21 protein-coding genes and 6 tRNA genes are annotated in these 22,195 nt (G+C 39.1%); 24 read left to right on the top strand and 3 right to left on the bottom strand.

The annotated features are described in order from the left end of the window. Window positions 1-55 precede the first annotated feature (55 nt). From I5J82_RS10410 to I5J82_RS10375, 8 genes are all read left to right on the top strand, one after another. Window positions 56-538: a DUF456 domain-containing protein gene (locus I5J82_RS10410; protein ID WP_198767799.1), complete on the top strand. Its 483-nt coding sequence runs from the start codon at window positions 56-58 to the stop codon at window positions 536-538. Window positions 539-692: 154 nt separating this feature from the next. Next, window positions 693-767 (top strand) — tRNA-Asn (locus I5J82_RS10405). Between the two features lie 4 nt (window positions 768-771). Beyond that, window positions 772-848, top strand: a tRNA-Met gene (locus I5J82_RS10400). Between the two features lie 22 nt (window positions 849-870). Continuing rightward, window positions 871-946, top strand: a tRNA-His gene (locus I5J82_RS10395). 25 nt (window positions 947-971) lie between these two features. Beyond that, window positions 972-1,048 (top strand) — tRNA-Ile (locus I5J82_RS10390). Window positions 1,049-1,055: 7 nt separating this feature from the next. Then, window positions 1,056-1,148, top strand: a tRNA-Ser gene (locus I5J82_RS10385). Between the two features lie 10 nt (window positions 1,149-1,158). Further along, a tRNA-Phe gene (locus I5J82_RS10380) sits at window positions 1,159-1,234 on the top strand. 215 nt (window positions 1,235-1,449) lie between these two features. Continuing rightward, window positions 1,450-2,061 (top strand): superoxide dismutase, encoded by a 612-nt coding sequence (locus tag I5J82_RS10375; protein ID WP_198767798.1) that lies wholly within the window; start codon window positions 1,450-1,452, stop codon window positions 2,059-2,061. Here I5J82_RS10375 and I5J82_RS10370 read toward each other — a convergent pair whose 3' ends face one another. Beyond that, window positions 2,062-2,322 (bottom strand): hypothetical protein, encoded by a 261-nt coding sequence (locus I5J82_RS10370; RefSeq protein ID WP_198767797.1) that lies wholly within the window; start codon window positions 2,320-2,322, stop codon window positions 2,062-2,064. 278 nt (window positions 2,323-2,600) lie between these two features. Between I5J82_RS10370 and I5J82_RS10365 the strand changes: the two genes are divergently transcribed. From I5J82_RS10365 to phoU, 7 genes are all read left to right on the top strand, one after another. After that, the gene (locus tag I5J82_RS10365) at window positions 2,601-3,878 is read left to right on the top strand and encodes an MFS transporter (protein ID WP_198767796.1); all 1,278 of its coding nucleotides are present in this window, start codon (window positions 2,601-2,603) and stop codon (window positions 3,876-3,878) included. A gap of 120 nt (window positions 3,879-3,998) precedes the next feature. Next, complete coding sequence (locus I5J82_RS10360) at window positions 3,999-6,050, top strand: penicillin-binding transpeptidase domain-containing protein (protein WP_198767795.1); 2,052 nt, start codon at window positions 3,999-4,001, stop codon at window positions 6,048-6,050. A gap of 233 nt (window positions 6,051-6,283) precedes the next feature. Beyond that, window positions 6,284-7,243 (top strand): PstS family phosphate ABC transporter substrate-binding protein, encoded by a 960-nt coding sequence (locus I5J82_RS10355; protein WP_198767794.1) that lies wholly within the window; start codon window positions 6,284-6,286, stop codon window positions 7,241-7,243. Between the two features lie 149 nt (window positions 7,244-7,392). After that, complete coding sequence (pstC, locus tag I5J82_RS10350; protein ID WP_198768983.1) at window positions 7,393-8,307, top strand: phosphate ABC transporter permease subunit PstC; 915 nt, start codon at window positions 7,393-7,395, stop codon at window positions 8,305-8,307. Further along, on the top strand, window positions 8,307-9,185 hold the full coding sequence (pstA, locus tag I5J82_RS10345; RefSeq protein WP_198767793.1) for a phosphate ABC transporter permease PstA: 879 nt from the start codon (window positions 8,307-8,309) through the stop codon (window positions 9,183-9,185). Before pstC ends, pstA begins: the two co-directional genes overlap by 1 nt. Before the next feature lie 45 nt (window positions 9,186-9,230). Continuing rightward, window positions 9,231-10,016: a phosphate ABC transporter ATP-binding protein PstB gene (pstB, locus tag I5J82_RS10340; RefSeq protein ID WP_408610412.1), complete on the top strand. Its 786-nt coding sequence runs from the start codon at window positions 9,231-9,233 to the stop codon at window positions 10,014-10,016. A gap of 23 nt (window positions 10,017-10,039) precedes the next feature. Beyond that, window positions 10,040-10,699, top strand: coding sequence for a phosphate signaling complex protein PhoU (phoU, locus tag I5J82_RS10335; protein ID WP_198767791.1), 660 nt, complete (start codon window positions 10,040-10,042; stop codon window positions 10,697-10,699). Window positions 10,700-10,777: 78 nt separating this feature from the next. On the opposite strand, the gene I5J82_RS10330 is transcribed toward phoU, so the two are convergent. Further along, window positions 10,778-11,245, bottom strand: coding sequence for a hypothetical protein (locus I5J82_RS10330; RefSeq protein WP_198767790.1), 468 nt, complete (start codon window positions 11,243-11,245; stop codon window positions 10,778-10,780). Between the two features lie 19 nt (window positions 11,246-11,264). Further along, on the bottom strand, window positions 11,265-11,456 hold the full coding sequence (locus tag I5J82_RS10325; RefSeq protein WP_066396184.1) for a hypothetical protein: 192 nt from the start codon (window positions 11,454-11,456) through the stop codon (window positions 11,265-11,267). 369 nt (window positions 11,457-11,825) lie between these two features. On the opposite strand from I5J82_RS10325, the gene I5J82_RS10320 reads away from it, so the two are divergent. From I5J82_RS10320 to I5J82_RS10280, 9 genes are all read left to right on the top strand, one after another. Next, window positions 11,826-12,473, top strand: a complete 648-nt coding sequence (locus tag I5J82_RS10320) for a DUF4912 domain-containing protein (RefSeq protein ID WP_198767789.1) — start codon at window positions 11,826-11,828, stop codon at window positions 12,471-12,473. An 11-nt stretch (window positions 12,474-12,484) separates the two neighbouring features. Continuing rightward, the gene (locus I5J82_RS10315) at window positions 12,485-15,286 is read left to right on the top strand and encodes a 1,4-alpha-glucan branching protein domain-containing protein (protein WP_198767788.1); all 2,802 of its coding nucleotides are present in this window, start codon (window positions 12,485-12,487) and stop codon (window positions 15,284-15,286) included. Beyond that, window positions 15,286-17,697, top strand: a complete 2,412-nt coding sequence (locus I5J82_RS10310; protein WP_198767787.1) for a sugar phosphate nucleotidyltransferase — start codon at window positions 15,286-15,288, stop codon at window positions 17,695-17,697. Before I5J82_RS10315 ends, I5J82_RS10310 begins: the two co-directional genes overlap by 1 nt. A 3-nt stretch (window positions 17,698-17,700) precedes the next feature. Continuing rightward, complete coding sequence (locus I5J82_RS10305; RefSeq protein WP_198767786.1) at window positions 17,701-19,683, top strand: glycoside hydrolase family 15 protein; 1,983 nt, start codon at window positions 17,701-17,703, stop codon at window positions 19,681-19,683. Window positions 19,684-19,782: 99 nt separating this feature from the next. Beyond that, window positions 19,783-19,932, top strand: a complete 150-nt coding sequence (gene rpmG, locus I5J82_RS10300) for a 50S ribosomal protein L33 (RefSeq protein ID WP_066242361.1) — start codon at window positions 19,783-19,785, stop codon at window positions 19,930-19,932. A 108-nt stretch (window positions 19,933-20,040) separates the two neighbouring features. Beyond that, a complete protein-coding gene (locus I5J82_RS10295; protein WP_198767785.1) occupies window positions 20,041-20,598 on the top strand; it encodes a 5-formyltetrahydrofolate cyclo-ligase in 558 nt (185 codons plus the stop codon). Beyond that, on the top strand, window positions 20,599-21,384 hold the full coding sequence (locus I5J82_RS10290; RefSeq protein ID WP_198767784.1) for a DUF92 domain-containing protein: 786 nt from the start codon (window positions 20,599-20,601) through the stop codon (window positions 21,382-21,384). Beyond that, window positions 21,369-21,974, top strand: a complete 606-nt coding sequence (gene mobA, locus I5J82_RS10285; protein WP_198767783.1) for a molybdenum cofactor guanylyltransferase — start codon at window positions 21,369-21,371, stop codon at window positions 21,972-21,974. Before I5J82_RS10290 ends, mobA begins: the two co-directional genes overlap by 16 nt. Before the next feature lie 43 nt (window positions 21,975-22,017). Beyond that, window positions 22,018-22,194 carry a hypothetical protein gene (locus I5J82_RS10280; RefSeq protein ID WP_197131220.1) on the top strand — a complete coding sequence of 59 codons (177 nt, stop codon included), beginning with the start codon at window positions 22,018-22,020 and terminating at the stop codon, window positions 22,192-22,194. Window position 22,195: the final 1 nt, after the last annotated feature.

Below are 22,195 nucleotides of genomic sequence, written 5' to 3'. Positions count from 1 at the left end.
TAGTCTCTTGGTTTTTTATATATTGATGTCCTAGATTCCCTAAGGAGAAGTACATATGGATATTTTATATTGGATCATCATAGGTATAGCATTTCTCATTAGCTTTATAGCGTTAATCTATCCGATCTTACCGGGTGTATTATTTCTTGCTGCTGGTTTTGTTATCTATGGATTTGCTTTTTCGTTCGAACCCTTCACACCATTCTTTATTATTGTTCAAGTATTATTGTTTATCAGTTTATTTGTTGTGGACTATGTAGGAAATGCGTATGCAGTGAAGAAGAAAGGCGGATCAAAAGCTGCCCTCTGGGGAAGTACGATCGGTTTGATCGCAGGACCATTTGTTATTCCGGTCGCAGGGATTTTGGTTGGACCGTTTATAGGTGCTGTATTAGCCGAACTGCTTTTTCAAAAGAAAGGAATTAAAGCAGCAGTATCAATAGGCATAGGGACTGTTCTTGCCTTTGTCGGTACAACACTAATAAAAGTTCTGTCGCAAGCTATAATGATCGGTTATTTTTATTTCCAAGTCTTATAAAACTTCCTTGCTAATTACGTACTACCCATGCTATATTATTTTTGTTCTGAAAAAGCACATGTGTTCGTTTAAGTTTATTTTAAAAATGTTATTGACTTTAAACGCGGCATCGTGCTATAGTAGTTCTTGTCCTTAACAAACGTTAAGACGTTATTCCACAGTAGCTCAGTGGTAGAGCTATCGGCTGTTAACCGATCGGTCGTAGGTTCGAGTCCTACCTGTGGAGCCATTTTGGCGGTGTAGCTCAGCTGGCTAGAGCGTACGGTTCATACCCGTGAGGTCGTGGGTTCGACTCCCTCCGCCGCTACCAAAATGTTTCTTTACTCACGATGGCGGTCGTGGCGAAGTGGTTAACGCATCGGATTGTGGTTCCGACATTCGGGGGTTCGATTCCCCTCGTCCGCCCCATAACATTTACATAAGTTTTTCCATTGGACCCTTAGCTCAGTTGGTCAGAGCGGTCGGCTCATAACCGATTGGTCGTAGGTTCGAGTCCTACAGGGTCCACCATAATCGAGGAGGTATACCCAAGTCCGGCTGAAGGGATCGGTCTTGAAAACCGACAGGGGTTTAACGACCCGCGGGGGTTCGAATCCCTCTACCTCCTCCATTACATATTTGGCTCGATAGCTCAGTCGGTAGAGCAGAGGACTGAAAATCCTCGTGTCGGCGGTTCGATTCCGTCTCGAGCCACCATACATATATAACATCAACCTTACGATAAGCGTGTCGTAAGGTTTTTTTATGTTTAAAAAGGGTACAGTGTTTAAGAATTGAAAGTTCGTTATAAATTTGATAAGGTAAACATGTTGAATACTTTCTAAACAAGAAAGTTGATTAAATGGTTTCACTTTTCAAGCAACCCTTGAAAATGAACATAAAATTTTACATATTATGAGGAGGAAATGAACATGGCTAAATTTGAACTTCCTGCATTACCTTATGAAACAAGTGCACTTGAACCGCATATTGACAAAGAAACAATGGAGATCCACCACGGTCGCCACCACAAAACATACGTTGATAACTTAAACGCTGCTCTTGAAGGGCAAGCTGAGTTTGAGAACAAAAGCTTAGAAGATCTTTTAACGAATTTAGATGCTCTTCCAGAAAGCATCCAAAACGCTGTTAGAAACAATGGTGGTGGACATGCGAACCATAGCTTATTCTGGGAAGTAATCGCACCAGGTGGAGCTAACACACCTTCAGGCGAACTTGCTGAAAAGATTAACAACAAATTTGGAAGTCTTGATGCATTTAAAGAAGAGTTTGCGAACGCAGGGAAAACAAGATTCGGTTCTGGCTGGGCTTGGCTAGTAGTGAACAATGGAGAACTTGAAGTAACAAGTACTCCAAACCAGGATACTCCGGTTATGGAAGGAAAGACACCTATCCTTGGACTTGATGTGTGGGAGCACGCTTACTATTTAAAATATCAAAACAAGCGTCCTGATTACATTTCAGCTTTCTGGAACGTTGTAAACTGGGACGAAGTTGAAAAGCGTTATAACGAAGCAAAATAATTAAGTAATGAAGCCGCTGGAAAGCCAGTGGCTTTTTATTATGCCTTTATCATGGATTTCATAATGATCAGATAATCTTACGAGCAATTCATCTAACATGAAGTTTCCATCACCAAAGGGAACAGCTGACTGAACAACAAATACATTTTTTGATTGAAAATACCAAATTAAACGATGATCTACATCTTCGTTCTTAGAACTCTGTATGGTTTGAAACAGAAGTGCTTCATCAACAATTTCAAATATCCAATACTCAAACAAATTCGTTCACTCCTTCTTTACAAAAATCCTCTTTCATAATCGTTGTTGCTCCGTTCCAGGTTGCTCACTTTTCTCGGTGAGCCACATTCGTACCTTACGCGTATAAATGTCTCACTTCCCGCCTGTCTCATACGAGAGTCTCGCACCTTCAACTCTAATTCAACCGTCAAAGAAGAAAAAAAGAAGACAGCCTTTGCAAAAAAATCCAATTTCTTTAATAGTGAATAGCTCCCATCGTCTTGAAAGACACTAACGACGATATGTAAGGGGGCGAATACATGAGAATCAAAAAATTCATGGATACCGACCAGTACCCTAGAGATTTGTTTTTGCTGTTGTTTGTAGGTGGATTGTTTACGTTAAGTACGGCTCTATCTAATACATTTGTTAACATATTTCTTTGGAAACAATCCGGTAAAATTACGGATATTGCCTTTTATAATCTATCGATTGTCATCATGCAGCCTATAGCGTTCTACCTGGCAGGTTGGTTTGCCAAAAAGATCGATCGAGTCATCGTACTTAGGATAGGCGTTTTAATCCTTGCCTTGTTTTATATCGGAGTCCTTTTGATGGGTTCAATGGCAAGTAATTATCTCATTTTATTAGGAGCGATGTTAGGATTCGGGTTGGGATTTTACTGGCTTGCATTTAATGTATTGACTCTAGAAGTTACAGAACCTGAGACTCGAGATTTTTTTAACGGCTATTTAGGTGTTTTGAATTCGATATCAGGAATGATTGGACCACTGAGTGCAGGTTATATCATTACTAGGATGGACAAACATCAGGGGTATGAAACCATATTCAGTATATCAATGGTCTTATTTTTGATAGCCGTAGTCATCAGTTTCTTTTTAAAAAGGAGAAAAGCGGATGGTCAATACGGCATCCGAAAAGTATTGCAAGAACGTAAACACGACAAAGCATGGCTTCAACTATTGAGAGCACACTTTTTTCAAGGATTCCGTGAAGGTACTTTTATTTTTTTAATCGTGATTTGGGTGTACACCGCTTCTAAAAGTGAATTTGCACTTGGAACGTATGGATTTGTTCAATCCTTTGTTTCGTTTATCGGCTATTACTGTGTGTCACATTATTTGAATCCAAACAATCGCATGAAGGCGATATTTGGAGGAGGACTGCTATTGTTTGTGTCTCCATTCCTGCTATTGTTTCCTATTTCATTTACGCTTCTGATCATTTATGGAGTTTCTGTATCGATCGCTTATCCTTTATTGTTAGTGCCTTATGTATCATTAACTTACGATATTATTGGAAAATGCCGTGGTATACACGAAAAAAGGATTGAGTATATCGTGGTTCGTGAGATGTATCTGAATGCAGGGAGAATCGTTTCTATTCTTACGTTTATCACCGTAGTTCATCTTCTATCAGAAGAAAGAGGCATTCCATTATTACTTCCTATTCTAGGTGCTGGACACTTTATTATCTTTTTCTGCTTAAGAAAAGTATCGGTCCCTCCCCATAACTCTTCAAAAACGATAGAGATTGCTGAAACTCAACAAGATGGCAACAATCCAAATAAACAATGATTATCTTTTGACATAATTACCTTGGTAAGGATACTATTATTATGTAGATATAATTACCGGTTCGCTTTAGACACCTTTTTAAAGGTGTCTGTGCTGTTTTAAAGGGAGATTTACAATATTATGAAAACAAAAGATAAAAAGAAGAAAAATCATGTTCCGATTCGTATCAATGCCTTATTTCTATCTGTATTTTTTCTCTTTTCTGTTCTAGTTCTCCGCCTTGGCTATGTGCAGATTGTGAAAGGGGAGGAATATCAGCGTACAGCATATCTAACAGAAAACGTTACAACAAAACTTGATGCGCCGCGAGGGAAGATGCTTGATGCTAACTATCGCGTAGTTGTTGATAATGAACCTGTCTTCTCTATTACATATACGAGAACACAAGAAGCTGATGCAGAGGAAAGACATCAGTTGGCACAGAAGCTTGCAGATCTCATCGAAAAAGGAACAGATGAGCTTACTGAGCGAGACAAAAAAGACTATTTTATTTTTCTGAACGAAAAGCAAGTTGAATCAAGAATTTCTAAACAGGAAAAGAAAGATACACCTCCTGAAGAGCTATACGATCTAATGCTAGAAAAAGTAACAGAAGAGGATATTAACTCATTTTCAGAAAAGGAACTTGAAGTTCTGGCCATAAAAAGCGAGATGGACCGTGGCTACACATTATCTCCACAACGTATAAAGATTGGCGCGACCGAAAAAGAGATTGCGATGATCAGTGAACATTTACCTGAGTTAGAAGGGGTGGACATTAAGCCGGATGCTGAACGCTCTTATCCGTTTAAGAATTCATTTCGTGATATATTCGGCCAAGTAAAACAAATTCCAAAATCGAGAATGGACTATTATACTTCTCGAGGCAACGATCGCAATGATATGGTTGGAACGAGTTTTCTTGAAGAACAATACGAATCCCTGCTTCGCGGTACAAAAACGAAAATTAAATATGTAACAGATAAAAAAGGGAATCCAGTTGGTGATCCTGTTGAGGAAGAAGGAGCAAGAGGTAGCGATCTTGTATTAACAGTTGACATGAGTCTTCAACAAGAGGTCGAAAAAGTAATTGAAGAAAAATTAAAAGACGCTATCCGAGGAAAAAATGCTTACGCTAACAGTAAGTTAGATAGCGCCTATGTTGTGATGATGGATCCGAATACGGGTGCGATCCTCTCTATGGCTGCTAAAGAATATGATCGTAAAAACGGAAAATTTAAAGATATTCCTTTTGGTAACGTTTATCATTCTTATGCGATGGGCTCAACCGTTAAAGGAGCTACCGTACTCACCGGCCTACAGCAAGGTGTTGTATCACCAAATACCGTGATAAATGATGCACCACTCACATTTGGAGATGGAAGATCTTTAAAATCACATGAAAGTATGGGGCCGGTTGATGCTGTAGAAGCACTTGAGCGTTCATCTAACGTGTATATGTGGCACATTGCGATGAAACTTGCAGGATACGATTATTCGAACAAACGATTTAATGAAAATAAAGTTCAAGAAGCATTCGAAATCTTAAGAAACTCATACAGCCAGTTTGGGCTTGGTGTACCAACTGGAATAGATCTTCCTTCAGAAGCTACGGGGTATAATACCGGAATGAGCCGGGAACTATCACAAGCGATGTTCTTCTCTATCGGTCAATTTGATACGTACACACCGATGCAGATGGCACAATATGTTTCAACTATTGCTAATGGTGGATTAAGGATGCAGCCGCATCTCTTGAAAGAAGTGAGAGAGCCCTCTGTAGATCCAAATAAATTAGGAAAGCTTCAGTACCGTTTTGAACCAAACGTCTTAAATAAGATTGAGATGTCACCTAGTCAGATAAAGGTTGTACAAAAAGGATTTTATGAAGTGATGCATGGTAATAACGGTACCGCGGCTTGGAAGTTTAAGAACAAAGACTATAATCCAGCAGGGAAGACAGGTACTGCTGAGATTGATAAAGCTACCGGAATCGTTAACAAAACATTGATCGGATATGCACCATACGAAAATCCAGAAGTAGCATTTGCTGTTGTAGTTCCAGATATTAAAGAAGGAAATACAAACAGTGAGATCGCTGAGGGTGCGTTAGACGCTTACTTCTCAATGAAAAAAGAAGGAATTCCGACTAAGCCTGATCCAAAAGAAGAAAACCAAGAGAAACCACGCTAATCAAGCGTGGTTCTTTTTGGTATAGATAAATTCGGAATGTAAACACTAAGAACATATTCACAGATAAGCCAGTCTTAACAATACCTTTACAATTCATTAAAACGCAGTTCATATTCAAGGTTTATTGTAGAACATGTAAGAAAGAAACAAACGTTAAAAAAGGGATCATGACCTGAGAAAATTTCTCTAACATGATAAGACGAAATAATCATATTTTAGGGGGACCTATCAAGATGAAGAAAATGAAGTCTGTGTACCTTTTAGCAGTAATGTCGCTAATCCTAGTTTTCGCTTCAGCATGTGGAAACAAGAGTGAAGATGGAGCTGCAGGCGGCGGAGATCTTAGCGGAAAAATTAAAATTGATGGATCTTCCACAGTATTCCCAATCATGGAAGCTGTTTCTGAAGAGTTCCAAGCTGCAAATCCTGAAGTACAAGCACCTGTAGGAGTATCTGGAACGGGTGGAGGATTTGAAAAGTTCGTTCGTGGAGAATTAGATCTTGCGAATGCTTCTCGTCCGATTAAAGATGAAGAAAAAGCAGCAGCTGAAGAAAAAGGCATTAAATATACAGAATTTGAACTTGCGAAAGATGGTCTTTCCGTAGTTGTTTCTAAAGACAACGACTTCGTTGATCACCTTACATTAGATGAACTGAAAAAGATTTTCTTAGACGAAAACCCTGCTAAAACATGGGCAGATGTTCGTGAAGGTTGGCCAAACAAAAAAATCGAAGTATTCTCACCAGGAACTGACTCTGGAACGTATGACTACTTCGACGAAGTAATTCTGGAGGAAAAACCTATGCGTCGTGACGCACAGCTTTCTGAAGATGATAACGTACTTGTGCAAGGCGTAACAGGCTCTGAAAACGCGATTGGATTCTTTGGATATGCGTATTACCAAGCAAATAAAGAAAAAGTGAAAGCTGTACCAATCGATGGAGGTAACGGACCAGTTGAACCTTCACCTAAGACAATTGAATCTGGAGAATATGCACCGCTTTCTCGTCCATTGTTCACATATGTGAATAACAAAGCTTTAAAAGATAACGAAGCAGTATATGAATACATGAAGTTTGCTCTTGAAAACTCTGGAGAACTTGCATCATCTGATACGATCGGATACGTATCTCTTCCTAAAGAGAAATACGAAGAGCAAATGAAAAAGCTAGATGAGCTTGCAGGTAAATAAACATCCTTTATTGAAAATAAAGGAATAAGAATCATATACAAGGGTGAGGAGCGAGAAATCTCCTCACCTTTCACCTGTTTAGTATTGTCGAATTATAGGAGGTCTTGTTGGTGTCCAGAGATAAATCAAACCAAAAATCAATCCGCTCTATGATTCAGGAGAATAAGTCTTCAAGAAGTCAATCGGCGGTAATGGAAAAGGTTGTTCCAAAACTCTTTCTAATCTGTGCAATCATATCTATCTTTACAACTATAGGTATTGTCTTTACATTGTTAACAGAAACTTTTACTTTTTTTAACCGAATCTCAATAGTTGAGTTTTTCACGAATACACGATGGTTTCCTTTTGCATCTGACGAAAATGCTGACTTCGGGATCATTGCTCTAATAATGGGTACATTGACGGTTACAGCTATTGCGATGGTTGTGGCTATCCCGATCGGTCTTGCTGCAGCTATATATTTAAGTGAGTACGCATCAGCAAAAACAAGAAAAATTATTAAGCCTATTCTAGAAGTGTTGGCTGGAATCCCAACGATTGTTTATGGATTCTTTGCTCTCACGTTTGTTACACCTTTATTAGATAAGATCATTCCAGGCGGAATTTCAATCTTTAACGCACTAAGTCCCGGGATTGTAGTAGGAATCATGATTATTCCGATGATAGCATCATTGTCTGAAGATGCGATGAATGCCGTACCGAACTCTATGAGAGAAGGTGCGTTAGCTCTTGGTGCAACACGTTTTGAAGTGGCAATGAAAGTAGTACTTCCGGCAGCACTCTCAGGAGTTATCGCATCATTCGTACTAGGAATTTCCAGAGCAATCGGTGAAACGATGATCGTTACAATTGCGGGTGGTTCTAGGCCAACAGCTGATATCAATTTAACAGAGTCGATCCAAACGATGACAGCTTATATCGTTCAGGTAAGCCAAGGAGATACAGGCTATGGTACAACGATCTATTACAGTATCTATGCAGTAGGTATGACTTTGTTCGTATTTACATTAATCATGAATCTACTTGCTCAATTCATTTCCCGCAAGTTTAGGGAGGAATATTAATGCCATTAATTAATAAAGAATCTGTTAAAAAAAGAATGGGGAGCAGGATCGCGGCAAACGGTTTTGCTAAATTCCTCTTTGTTCTTGCAACATGTTTTTCATTACTCGTATTAGGTGTATTAATTTACAGAATCTTATCAGAAGGTTTACCTTATCTTAGCTTGGATTTTATTACAAACTTTGCATCTCGAATGCCTGAACGTGCAGGGATATGGGCTGCGCTACTCGGGACCATTTGGGTAATGGCAGTTACTGCACCAGTTTCATTCATTCTTGGTGTCGGAACCGCGATCTATCTAGAAGAATATGCGAAAAAGAATGCTTTTACTAAATTTGTTCAGATAAACATCTCAAATTTAGCAGGTGTTCCATCAATCGTATTCGGATTATTAGGTCTCACGATTTTCGTTCGTCTTCTTGGCTTAGGTTCAAGTGTTCTTGCGGGTGGTTTGACGATGAGTCTATTAATCCTGCCTGTTATCGTAGTTGCTTCACAAGAAGCGATCAGAACCGTGCCAAGAGAAATTCGAGAAGCTTCTTTTGGAATGGGGGCTACAAAATGGCAGACAATCAGAAGAATTGTGTTTCCTGCCGCGCTTCCTGGGATCTTGACTGGAACAATCCTTGCCTTATCTCGTGCTGTAGGTGAGACTGCACCACTATTAGTATTAGGTGCACTGGCTTATGTAGCGTTTGTTCCGGAAAACATATTCTCGCAGTTTACAGTATTGCCGATTCAGCTGTATAACTGGACAAGTAGACCACAAGAAGAGTTTCATATGATTGCAGCGAGTGGAATTATCATCTTATTGATCATCTTGCTGATCATGAATTCAATCGCAGTATTAATCCGAAATAAGTTTCATAAACGCTTCTAATAAAAGTAGGAGGACGAGAACATGGATATTACAATCAACAAACAAATGGTTCAAAAAAATGAAAAAGAACAGGATTTTACACCTGTTTTTAAGATAAATAATTTAAACTTATGGTACGGACAGGATCATGCATTAAAAGATATTAAATTTGATATCCCTGAAAAGCAGGTTACTGCCATCATCGGACCATCCGGGTGCGGTAAATCAACATTTATTAAAACATTGAACAGAATGGTAGAAATGGTTCCTATCGTTCGTATGTCCGGGGAAATTATGTATCGGGATAAAAATATTTTTAATCCTAAATACGGCGTTGAAGAACTTCGTACGCAAGTTGGTATGGTGTTCCAAAAACCAAATCCATTTCCTAAATCGATCTATGAAAACGTAGCTTATGGCCCACGTATTCATGGAATTAAGAATAAAAAAGTATTAGATGAAGTTGTAGAGAAAAGCTTAAAAGGTGCCGCGATCTGGGACGAAGTAAAAGACCGTCTGCATGAGAACGCATATGGTTTATCAGGTGGTCAGCAACAACGTTTATGTATTGCAAGATGCTTAGCGATCGAACCAGATGTTATTCTTATGGATGAGCCTACTTCTGCTCTAGACCCGATTTCAACTTTAAAAGTGGAAGAGCTCGTGCAAGAGCTTAAGAAAGACTATAGCATCGTAATTGTTACACATAACATGCAACAAGCGGCTCGTATATCAGATCGTACCGCATTCTTCCTAAATGGGGAAGTAGTGGAATATACAGATACGAGCACATTGTTCTCAAATCCATCCGATAAGCGAACAGAAGATTATATTACGGGACGATTCGGTTAATAAAGAGATTAGGAGTGAGTTAAATGGTGGTTCGTGAAAATTTTCAGCTTCAGTTAGAAGAGATGAAACAAGCGATCGTACAAATATCTAAATTGGCAGAGGAAGCATTAGAGCTTTCTGTCGAAGCATTAAAGAACCAAGATCTCGATAAAGCCCTACAGATTATTGAAAATGATAATCGCATCAATGTCCTTGAAGATGAAATCAACGACATGGCCATTCTATTGATCGCTAAACAAGCACCTGTAGCATCAGATCTAAGACGAATCGTTGCAGCCATAAAAATTTCGTCTGACATTGAAAGAATGGCTGACTTTGCCGTTAATATTGCGAAGTCAACGATTCGAATCGGGAAGCAAGAGCTTATCAAACCATTAGAAGAGCTTCCTAAGATGGCACATCATGCGATTGCCATGCTTACAACTGCTACCAAGGCATATGTGGAAGAAGATGTGGCTCTAGCGAAGAAACTAGCAGAACTAGACGATGAAGTAGATGAAACATACGGAAAAATTATAAAAGAGCTATTAGAGCTTATGACAAAAAATCCTGAACATCTTTCTCAGATCAGTCAGCTTCTGTTTGTATGCAGGTATATCGAGCGTACAGCGGACCACGCTACAAATATCGCAGAGAGCATTATCTTTTTAGTAAAAGGAAAAAGATACGGTTTAAACGATTAACCATTTAACTAAAAAAACTATACTAAATAAAAAAAGCAAGCGCTGAATCTCTCAGCGCTTGCTTTTTTTTATGTAGAATTATGAACTTGTTATTTCTTTCGCGATTTCATCAAAACTCATCTTACTGTTTACTTGATGAGATTCAGCTCTAACTGCACCTTCTAAATTGTTCGTGCGCAAATATTTTAAGAACTCATCGCTATTTTTAATTATGTTTTCTTTTTGCAGAAGATCGCATACTTCTCCAGTGCTCATTCCTTGAGTGATCGTTAAAGTCATCTGATACACTTTTTCTTCCTCTTTTGGAGGGACAGTTTTAGGTTCTTCTTTTGCAACCGGAGCTGCAACTGTATTTTCAGTGTCTTTAAGTGAAGTATACTCTTCCTTTGAAATTGCTAATTCGCCTTTTTCAGAAAGATATTGTGCTACTGACTCTTCTGTAAGTTCAGAAGCGTTTTCAGTGTCAGCCGTATAATAAAAACCAGCCAAAATTCCTGTTGAAAGAATAATACCTGCTGAAAATCCGCGAAGGTTTTTGCTTGTCATACCCATTACCCCTCACAAATTAGTTCTTATCGTTAATCATCATTTCGTCTTCAAGAACTTTTAGTTTCTTTTTTATTTGATAGATCTCTTTCATTAGCTGAATAGTAAAGTTCTCCAACTGTGTTTCTACTGAAGCTTCCTTGTTTTTTCTAAAGGAAAGAATCAAAAGAATAACACCTACTAGTAACAATCCAAAAATAGCAAACTCCATAATATCCTCCCTAATTTAAAGCTATACCCTTTACTTTTATAACATAGTATTCTGCTGTGGTATAGGCTTTTTCGCAAAAGTTTACACAAATTACTACAATTCGACTATTTTCTCAATTAACTCCAGTGTAACAATAGAAGGAATGAAATAAAATCGACGTTTTTTGTCTTACTTTGTCAATTTAACAGAATAATCAGAGAGATTAACCGGTTACAAAAACTTTACATATACGGAAATCTCAAGTGGGGTAAGGAAGCGCCATTTCTCGACATTTTTGACACATTGTATATAAAAATATCCAGTGATACGATTATAAAAAAATAAGGTAATAAAGAAACGTTTATTAGAATAATAGATTAGGATGAGGTGATGAACTTGATCGAAGATATTGTGAAATTAAAGGAAAATGGCTTAACTCTCCAAGAAATCGCACAAAGAATGAACATGTCTTTAGGAAAGGTTCAGTATCGCTGGAATAAATACCGGCAGCAGCAAACGCCATCGAATCATGAAATTTCATCTCAACCCGTTCTTAAAAAAGAGAAGTGGTCGATGCCCTTTGAATATGAAGAGGCTAATGTTCATTTGATGCCAAGAACCCCGGATAGTTTGTATGCTTATTGGAGTTTTTCTGAATCAACAAAACAGATGGCAGAACATCATTTTCGCACAAAGTGGGAAGAGCTTCCTTCGATACTAAAAATCTATGACGTAACGGACATTGATTTCTTCGGACATAATGCTCACCGGACGTTTGAGGTAGAGCTTCCGTCGATGACTAACAATTGGTTCGTTCACTCCTTAGAACCTGGAAGAACATATATCGCTGATATAGGTACGCGTACGTTTGATGGAAGTTTTTTCACACTGTTACGATCAAATCCTGTCGAGACCAGTCCTTCTCTTTATAATAGTTTTCATGATGAAAAGATCGACAGATGGAAACACCAAAGTGTTGAACAGCCGGAATGGCTAGAAAATTTTTCGACCTATTCATATTATCAAAAAATTAGATAGGAGAGTAAAACATGTCTAACGGGTATTTTTCATTAGTCTTGCACGCTCACCTTCCTTATGTGAGGCATAAAGAAGCGAATCGATTAGAGGAAAGATGGGTATTTGAGGCACTTACTGAGACATATATCCCGTTATTATGGGTACTCGAAGATCAGCCTGAAACCTTGTCTTGGACCTTATCATTCTCCTCTCCTTTATTGGAGTTATTGAACGATCCAGTCATTCAAAAACGTTACCTAGAACATTTAGACCTTACGATAAAACTTGTTAAAAAAGAAAAAAAGCATTCTACCTATAAGGAAGAAGAAAAGATTATCGATTTTTACGAAGATCGTTATAAAAGAATCATGGAAACCTATCAAGAATTCGATTGTAAAGTTACAGATGCCTATAAACACTATATGGATCTTGGGAAGGTTAATTGCATCACTTCCTCTGCAACCCACGCATTCCTTCCCTATATTCAAACTGAGCAAGGAGTTAAAGCACAAATCTTTGCTGGCGTTCAAACATTTGAAAAGTATTTTGGTGAAAAACCTAAAGGGTTCTGGCTCCCAGAATGTGCATACTCTCCTGGAGTAGATAAAGCGTTAGCTGATGCAGGTATTCAATATACTTTTGTAGATGAAGAAACTCTACTCAGAAGTAAGCCTGTTCCATCTAAAGGAATTGGAGCTCCTGTTTACTCTCCACATGGGATAGCATTGTTCTCAAGAAATCAATGTATCTCAGAAACGATATGGAACTCTTCTGTTGGTTATCCTGGCGATTTTGATTATCGAGAGTTTTATCGAGATGTTGCGTATGAACGAGAAAATGATTATATAAAGAGCTTCATTCATCCAGAAGGGATTCGAGTCGATACTGGATTAAAGTATTGGAGAATAACTGGGAAAACCGAGAACAAAGACTGGTACCATAGAGAATGGGCATTAAATAAAGTGCAAGATCATGCTCATGATTTTTGTCATCGAATTACAGAATATTTACATACCAACGAACAATCTTACCCTCCTCAACTAATAACTGCACCATTTGATGCAGAGCTATTTGGACACTGGTGGTTTGAAGGACCGGAATTTTTACTTCAATCCATGAAAGTTTCAACGAAACAAAACATCACGTGGATCACACCTCAAGAATTTCTAACAAGACATTATCAAGATTTAGAGACAGTTAGACCATGCTTTTCAACATGGGGCAGAAACCAAACAGGTGAAGTATGGCTGAATGAGTCAAATGCTTGGATGTATAGACACTTGCATCACTGTGAAAGAAAGCTGGTCGAACTCGCAGCACGTCTTTCGCATGATGAACCAAACATCGTTGTTGAACGATATGCAGATCAGATGGTTCGTGAATGGATGCTTGCTGTCAGTTCTGATTGGGCTTTTATCATTGAAGGTAATAGTGCTACAGAATATGCAAAGTCAAGATTTCAAGAGCATATCGAGAGGTTTCATGAACTGAATCGCTCGATTGATAATAAAACATATCATCTTTCCGAGATAGCAGACTATGAAAACCAATACCCATTCATGCTTAAAACAGGTTTGTGGCACTTCTTTAAGAATAAACATGATGAGTATGTGGCGTCTCATTATAGTGAACAAAAGGCTAAAGGCAAAAAGAAGATATTAATGCTTTCATGGGAATTCCCTCCTATGGTAGTAGGTGGCTTAGCACGGCATGTATTCGATCTTTCTAGAAAATTGGTCGAGCAAGGAACGGATGTATATGTCATTACTTCGTCTGTCCCAGGATATCCGGAACATGAAGTGAATAATGGTGTTCATGTATACCGAGTTGCTGGTAAACAGCCGAATTTTGAGTCGTTTTTCCATTGGACTGGGAGTTTGAATATGGCCATCACTGAACAAGCGCTGGCATTAGCAAATAAGTTTGATTTTGACTGCATTCACGCACATGATTGGCTCGTTTCCGTTTCTGCACTAGCCATTAAAAAACAATTGAACATCCCTTTGATCACTACTATTCATGCAACAGAACATGGTAGAAACAACGGGATCACATCACCTCTACAATACGAGATCAATCAGAAGGAATGGGAACTAATGGATGGATCAGACAGTCTGATCGTGTGCAGTGACTATATGAAAAATGAGCTAACAGGAGTTTTTAGCATACCTGAAGATAAGATAACGATTCTTCCAAACGGAATTGATCCAGAGCAGATCACATTTCAAACAGGTACTTTTATAGAAGATACGAGAAACGAACAAGAACTTCTTCTTTTTTCAGTTGGCAGGCTTGTAAAAGAAAAAGGATTCCAAACGATCATTGAGGCTGCAGATATTTTAAGGAATAGGGGCAAACAAGTCAGATTTGTAATAGCTGGAAAAGGTCCTTTAATGGATGAACTAAAAGAAATGATCAGACAGAAGAATCTAGAGGAGTTTGTTCATCTGGCAGGATTCGTTAGCGATGCGAAACGGAATGAATATTTTGCAAAAGCTGATGCTGCCCTTTTTCCAAGTCATTATGAACCATTCGGCATTGTTGCACTTGAAGGGATGGCGTCCGGAAAACTGACCATCGTTTCTGATACGGGTGGATTAAGGGAAATTGTTGATCATGAAAAGACAGGGCTAAAAGTATATCCGAACGATCCAGATAGTATTGTGTGGGCTGTAGAATATATCCTTAGCAACCGTGAACGCTGCCAAGACATAGCTAAAAACGGCGAGGAAATAGCTAGAACCGTTTTCAGTTGGGATTCTATTGCAGAAAAGACTGCAGAACTATATAAGACAGAACAAAATAAAACAACAAAAGTGGGAGGTATTGTTTAATGAAGGGTGTAATTATGGCTGGTGGAAAAGGGACACGATTAAGACCTCTTACATGCAATATGCCAAAACCAATGGTACCAATGCTTCACAAACCTGTGATGGAATATGGTATTGAACTTCTTAAAAAATTTGGCATTACAGATATCGCCGTTACCGTTCATTATTTACCAGACGCAATCAAAAATTATTTTGGTGATGGTCGCGATTTTGGTGTGAACCTTCAGTATTTTGTTGAAGATTCTCCTCTGGGAACAGCGGGGTCCATTAAGAATGCTGAGGAATTTTTAGATGAGCGTTTTATCGTGATATCAGGCGATGCGTTAACGGATTTCAACCTTGAAAAAGGTATTCAATTTCATGAAGATAACGATTCGCTCGCTACTATCTTCATGAAGCAAGTTGATTCGCCATTAGAATATGGTGTGATCATGACCAATCAAGAAGGAAAGATCATTCGATTTCTTGAGAAGCCAAGCTGGAATGAAGTCTTTAGTGATACGGTGAATACGGGGATCTATGTACTTGAACCAGAAGTATTTAATTATATTGAAAAAGATGTTCCAGTAGATTTTAGTAAGGATTTGTTTCCGCTACTTATGAAAGAGGATAAAAATTTGTTTGGCTATCAAGCAGAAGGCTATTGGTCTGATATAGGGAGCCTTCAGCAGTATCGCCAATCGCATTATGATATGTTGAACGGATTGGTGGATCTACCTTTTGCCGGAGAGGAAAAAGAGCCTGGTGTTTGGATTGGGAAGAATGTTTTTATTGAAGATGGAGCCGAGATTGAAGCGCCGGTAAGTATTGCAGATGGAGCGGTTATCCGAAAGGGATCACATATTGGCAAACTATCTGTTGTTGGAAAGAACAGTGTAGTAAGTTCTGGGAGTTCTTTAAAGAAAACGGTTTTATGGAACGATGTTTTTGTTGGAGATCAGTGCGAATTAAGAGGAGCAACGATCGCAAACGGTACGAAAGTAGAAAAAGATGCTTCTGTATTTGAACATGCTGTAGTCGGGAACCATTGTACGATCGGTAAAAACGCGACACTAAAGCCAGACGTAAAGATCTGGCCAGAAAAAGAAATCTTTGAAGAAGCTCTTGTTCACACCTCAATCGTATGGGGGAAAAAAGCTACAAAATCTCTGTTTGGATCGAGAGGGGTTTCTGGGATTGCGAACGTTGAGATCACACCAGATTATATCGCAAGACTTGCATCGGCCTATGGAGCTGTTCTTCCTTACGGGTCACAGATTATCATCGCAAGTGACTCACATGATTTTTCAGTTATGATTAAACAATCTTTTATTCAGGGTCTGCATTCTTCTGGTGTTCACACGCTTGATATCAGTCCTACTGTCGCACCAGTTGTCCGTTTCTCTATCGAAGAAGAACGCTTAGAGGGCGGTGTTTACGTAAGGTTCTCAAACCCTACGGGAGAAAAACAACTAATGATCGAATTCTATGATAACAAAGGGCTGCCGATTCATTCAGACCTTGAAAGAAAGATCGAGAATGCCTATTGGCAGGAAGATTATAGACGTGCTTCATTTGATCGTATTGGAAAAGGTGCCGTTCAGGCGAACAAACATGAAGATTACATTTCCGCTCTATTAGAAGAAATCCAAGAAAAGGGGATTCAAGAAGCTAAGTTTAGAGTTGTGGTAAATTACAATCATCAGCCTTATCTGAATTTTATCCCTAATCTTTATAACCGATTGAACTGTGAGATCCTGACTGCTCCATATCAGACGAAACCGGAGGAAATGGCATCCTTTGTAAGAGTTACAAATGCCAATATCGGGGTTTTGATCGGAGAAGCGGGTGAGACTTTGCGTCTCATTACAGAGACAGGTGAAGTGTTGGATGAAGAAACCATGCTTGCTCTCTATGTTTTCACAGCATTTTCTCAAGGTAAACAAAAAGAGATGGCTATCCCGGTATATGGATCATCTGCCCTAGATTCCATTGCAGAGCGTTTAAAAGGTAAGCTGATCCGTACGAAAGCTAATCCACGTTCTATCATGGAAGTAGGGGATGGGGTTCTAAATTATCAATACGACGCTCAATATGCGTTTGTACACATCTTAGAGATCATGGCAATGCAAAAGATCACATTATCTGAACTCGTGAAGATGCTTCCAGATGTGCATATGTTAAGAGAGTATGTGCCTTGCCCAAAAGATAAGAAAGGGCGAGTGATGCGCAGACTTATGGAAGATATCCGTGATAACAATGTAGAATTGCTGGATGGCATTAAAGTCTTTCATCCTGAAGGAGGATGGACGCTTATCCTTCCAGACGTAGAACAACCTGTTTTCACGGTGTACTCCCAGAATACGGATCCTGAACAAGCGAAACAAGCGGCATCACAATATATCGAAAAAATCCAGTTATATCAGCAGGTGTAACAGATGCCAAGACATTTGGTTTTAGGAAACGGAAAATTATTGATTAATTTAGATGAATATTTGCAGATCAGAGACATCTATTTTCCTTACGTCGGTCAGCAAAATCATGTCCAGGGGCATGTTAACCGTCTAGGAGCCAGTATCAATGGCTCCTTTTCTTGGCTTTCTTCAAAAGAATGGGTGATCGAGCCGGGTTATCATTTAGATTCACTCGTTACCCTCTCATACGCAAAAAACGCAAAAGAAGGTATAACGCTTAAGATTGAAGATGCCGTTCATCAAAGAGAAAATATGTTTATGCGAAGAATCACCGTATTAAACGATTCATATGAAGAAAAAAGGATCAAACTGTTCTTTCACCAAGATCTTTCAATATATGAGAATGAAGTGGGAGACACAGCCTACTTTGATCCTGAAAAATCTGTGATCATCCATTATAAGAAGAATCGTTACTTTCTTTTTACAGCATCATTCGATCAAAAGGGAATCGACCAGTACACAACAGGGGTGAAACGTTTTTTAAGTGCAGAAGGAACATGGAAAGATGCAGAAGATGGTCATCTTCATGTGAACCCGATCGCCCAAGGATCAGTGGATAGTACTTTCTCCGTACAAGGCATCGTTCCGCCACATGGAAAAGGAGACGTAAACTATGCTTTAACCGTTGGAAAAAGTAGAGAGGAAGTTTTTTCGCTTTACGATTACCTCATGGAGATCGGTCCATCTTTAACGTTAGATAAGATAGATGTGTACTGGAGGAGATGGGTTAATAAAACAAAGATCAATCCATGCAACCTTTCTGATGAACTTCTTGATCTATATAACAGGAGTTTACTGATCATTCGTACTCAAACGAATGAGAACGGCTATATTATTGCTGCGAACGATTCCGATATTCAGCATTATAACCGCGACCATTATAGTTACATGTGGCCAAGAGATGGGGCGTTAATAGCCGCTGCTGTCGCAAAAGCGGGCTTTCATGGAATGGTAAAGAATTTTTATCGCAGATGTGCGGATGTACTAACAAAAGAGGGGTACCTTCATCATAAATATAACCCCGACGGCTCGATCGGATCATCATGGCACCCTATGATCGACAAAGAAGGTTCTAGCCAGTTGCCAATTCAGGAAGATGAAACAGCGCTCGTACTGTGGGCATTTTGGGAGCATTATAAAGCAACAGGAGATATTGAGTTTGCTCAATCTCTCTATCGGTCATTAGTGCGTCCGAGTGCAAGATTCTTGCTTCAATATATGCAAGAAGAGCTAGACCTCCCGTTACCTTCTTATGATCTTTGGGAAGAAAGAAGAGGGATCTTTACCTTTACTGCTAGTTCTGTATATGGTGGCCTTATGGCTGCTTATTCTTTCGCGACACTTTTCGGCGAGGATGACCGAGCAGAAAGGTACAAGAAGGGGGCAGACCGAATAAAAGCTGGAATGGAGAAGCATTTATACGATGAGAGTTCAGGAAGATTTTTAAGAGGCATCTATCTGTTGGATGATAACGCTTATAAAAAAGACTTCACGATGGAATCAAGCATGTATGCTCTTTTTGCGTTCGGTGTATACCCTGCCGATGATGAACGTGTTGTCCGAACGATGCAGCAGATGAATGAAGAGCTGAGCATTAAGTCCGGTGTAGGCGGAATAGCAAGATACACGAATGACTATTACTTTCAACAAACGCATGATATGACAAGAGCGCCTGGGAATCCTTGGCTAATCTGTACGCTATGGCTTGCTAAATGGTATGTTCAATGTGCGAAGTCACTTCAAGATCTAGAGCGGCCGCATGAAATTTTACGCTGGGTTCACGAGCATAGTTTTTCTACAGGTGTTTTACCTGAACAACTGCACCCGTTTACGGGAGAGGCTTTGTCGGTTGCACCTCTCACCTGGTCACATGCCACATTTATTGATGTTCTCAAAGAATATACGAAAGTCTATGAGAAACTTTCACAAAACTCACTTGCTCGTTAGAAAAGAATTTGTTATCATGTTATGGTATGGTTTAATAGAGAATATGACTGTTAGTAACCATGATAATGTACTTTGGTAAAGATGTGGAGGGAAACAACAATGCGTGTAAACATTACTTTAGCTTGTACTGAAACTGGTGATCGTAACTACATCACTACAAAAAACAAGCGTACGAATCCAGACCGTTTAGAGCTTAAAAAATACAGCCCACGTTTAAAGAAATACACAGTTCACCGTGAAACAAAGTAATTTCACGTTGAAGCGCCTGAGACCCATGCAAATGAGGGATCAGGCGTTTTTTCATGCAATCATACTCATGATATGATAAATACATCACGTTATAGAGGTGTTTAATCCATGAATAAATCACAATGGCGAAAAGAGTTAAAACAATTGTTACTCTCAATGGGAAAAGAAGAAAGAAAGGCAAAAAGCGAAGCGATTTCTAATTTCTTATTTCAAACAGACGATTGGAAAACAGCAAATTGTATCGGCATTACTGTCTCGAGAGCTTTTGAGCTCGATACGTCTTACATCGTAAACCAAGCGTGGAGTGAAGGGAAGACTGTCGGAGTCCCTAAGTGCTACTCTAAACACAAACAGATGGAGTTCCGAGAGATACGTTCTTATGAAGCATTAGAAAATGTATACATGGATCTATACGAACCTAAGATTGATGTTACTTCATGCATAGAGCCGTCTCAAATGAACATGATTATCGTCCCAGGACTAGTATTTGATAGAGACGGGTACAGAATCGGTTACGGAGGTGGGTATTTCGATCGCTATTTAGAATCTTATGATGGATCTAAACTTTCACTTGCTTACACCTTGCAGACTACGGATTTTCTTCCACATGAAAACTATGATGTTCCTGTTGATCAGATTATTACGGAAGATGGTCGATTCAAGTAGATGATAAACATACTAGTAGGTATCGCTCTTCTTTCCATATTGTCAGCCTGCTTTAAATGGCTCACCATCGCAGGAAGTTTAACAGCGTTTATATTGGGTGTGATTATATATCTTGCCTTTGGTTGGCAAGGTTTGATCATACTCGGTCTGTTCTTCATAACTTCTACATTTTTGACCAAATGGAAAAAAGACAAAAAACAGGATCAAGACGCTTTAAACACCGAAGAGAAAAAGGGAAGGTCGGCCGGGCAAGTGCTTGCCAATGGTGGAGCTGCTCTACTTGCAGCAATTGCTCATCTAACGGTTTCAGATCCTGTATGGCTTATAGTATTCGCTGCTACCTTTGCAACAGCTACAGCAGATACATGGGCTTCAGAGATCGGTGTCCTATCACAGCAAAGACCGTTTCATATAAAAGAATGGAAGAAGGTCGATCCTGGCTTATCAGGTGCAGTATCAAGTCTAGGTACAGTTGCAGCAGCTACCGGAGCATCTTTAATAGGCTTTGGCTTTTATTTTCTCTATGAAACATCATTTAGTATTCTGTTGTGTATTGCGATCTCTGGATTTTTAGGCAATGTAGCAGATACCCTTTTTGGGGCTTGGTTTGAACAAAAGTATGTTTGTTCTATTTGTAAAAAAGAAACAGAAAGTCACGTTCATTGTGGTGTTAAAACAATAAAAGTATTTGGGTATTCCTTTTTTACAAACGATCTTGTGAACTTTTCTTCTACTATTATAGGAGGTATGATTGCGGGAGGTTTATACACATGGATCATAACTTGAGCGTAATAGGGGTTGTTCTTGCAGGCGGTGAGTCTAGAAGATTTGGAAGTCCAAAATTGTTCGCTAAATGGGGTCATACCACTTTTTTTGAAAAAGCGATGAATGCGATCGCTCCACATTCAGATGAGCTGGTAGCTGTCGTTCGTGAAGAATGGATGGAGAAATTAGAGCAAGACCATTCTCATGCTGCAGAACTAATTTCCGATGTTGAAGCTTTTAGAGGTAAAGGTCCATTAGCCGGCATATACAGTGCGATGCTGAAAAAAAAGGGAGATTATTATTTGATTACCCCTTGTGACATGCCTAGAATGAGCAGCCATATGTATGGAACATGGATAGAACGGGCTATTGAACATCCCGAGTATGACTGCATCGTTCCAGTTTTGAACGGAAAAGTCTATCCGCTTAACGGTGTATACAAGCGATCTTGCCTTCCTGAATTGAAAGAGAACTTAATGAAGGATAACTTAAAGGTTCTTTCATTACTAGACCGTAAACGTACGAAATACATAGAAGTACGAAAAGAAGAGGCTCACTTTTTTGAAAATGTAAATACGAAAGAAGACCTTTTAAATCTAGAGGACGAATAAAAAGTGCATTCCAAACAGAAAGTAGTAGCAAGGAGGTTTTCACATGAAAGGATTTGTGATTAAAAGCTTTTTGATATTCCTTGCTATTGTGCTCGGTTACAGAATGAGATACCGTTTGATGAATAGCGCTCTTGGCAACCCGTTTATTCGTCGTTTCTTAGTGGGAAGTGCTATGTCATTTCCAGGTTTGCGATCTAAAATGATGGATGAAATCATTTGAC

The organism is Fictibacillus halophilus, assembly GCF_016401385.1.
Lineage (GTDB): Bacteria > Bacillota > Bacilli > Bacillales > Fictibacillaceae > Fictibacillus > Fictibacillus halophilus.
Note: the sequence above shows the minus strand (reverse complement) of the source record. Positions and strands in the feature narration are given on the sequence as shown.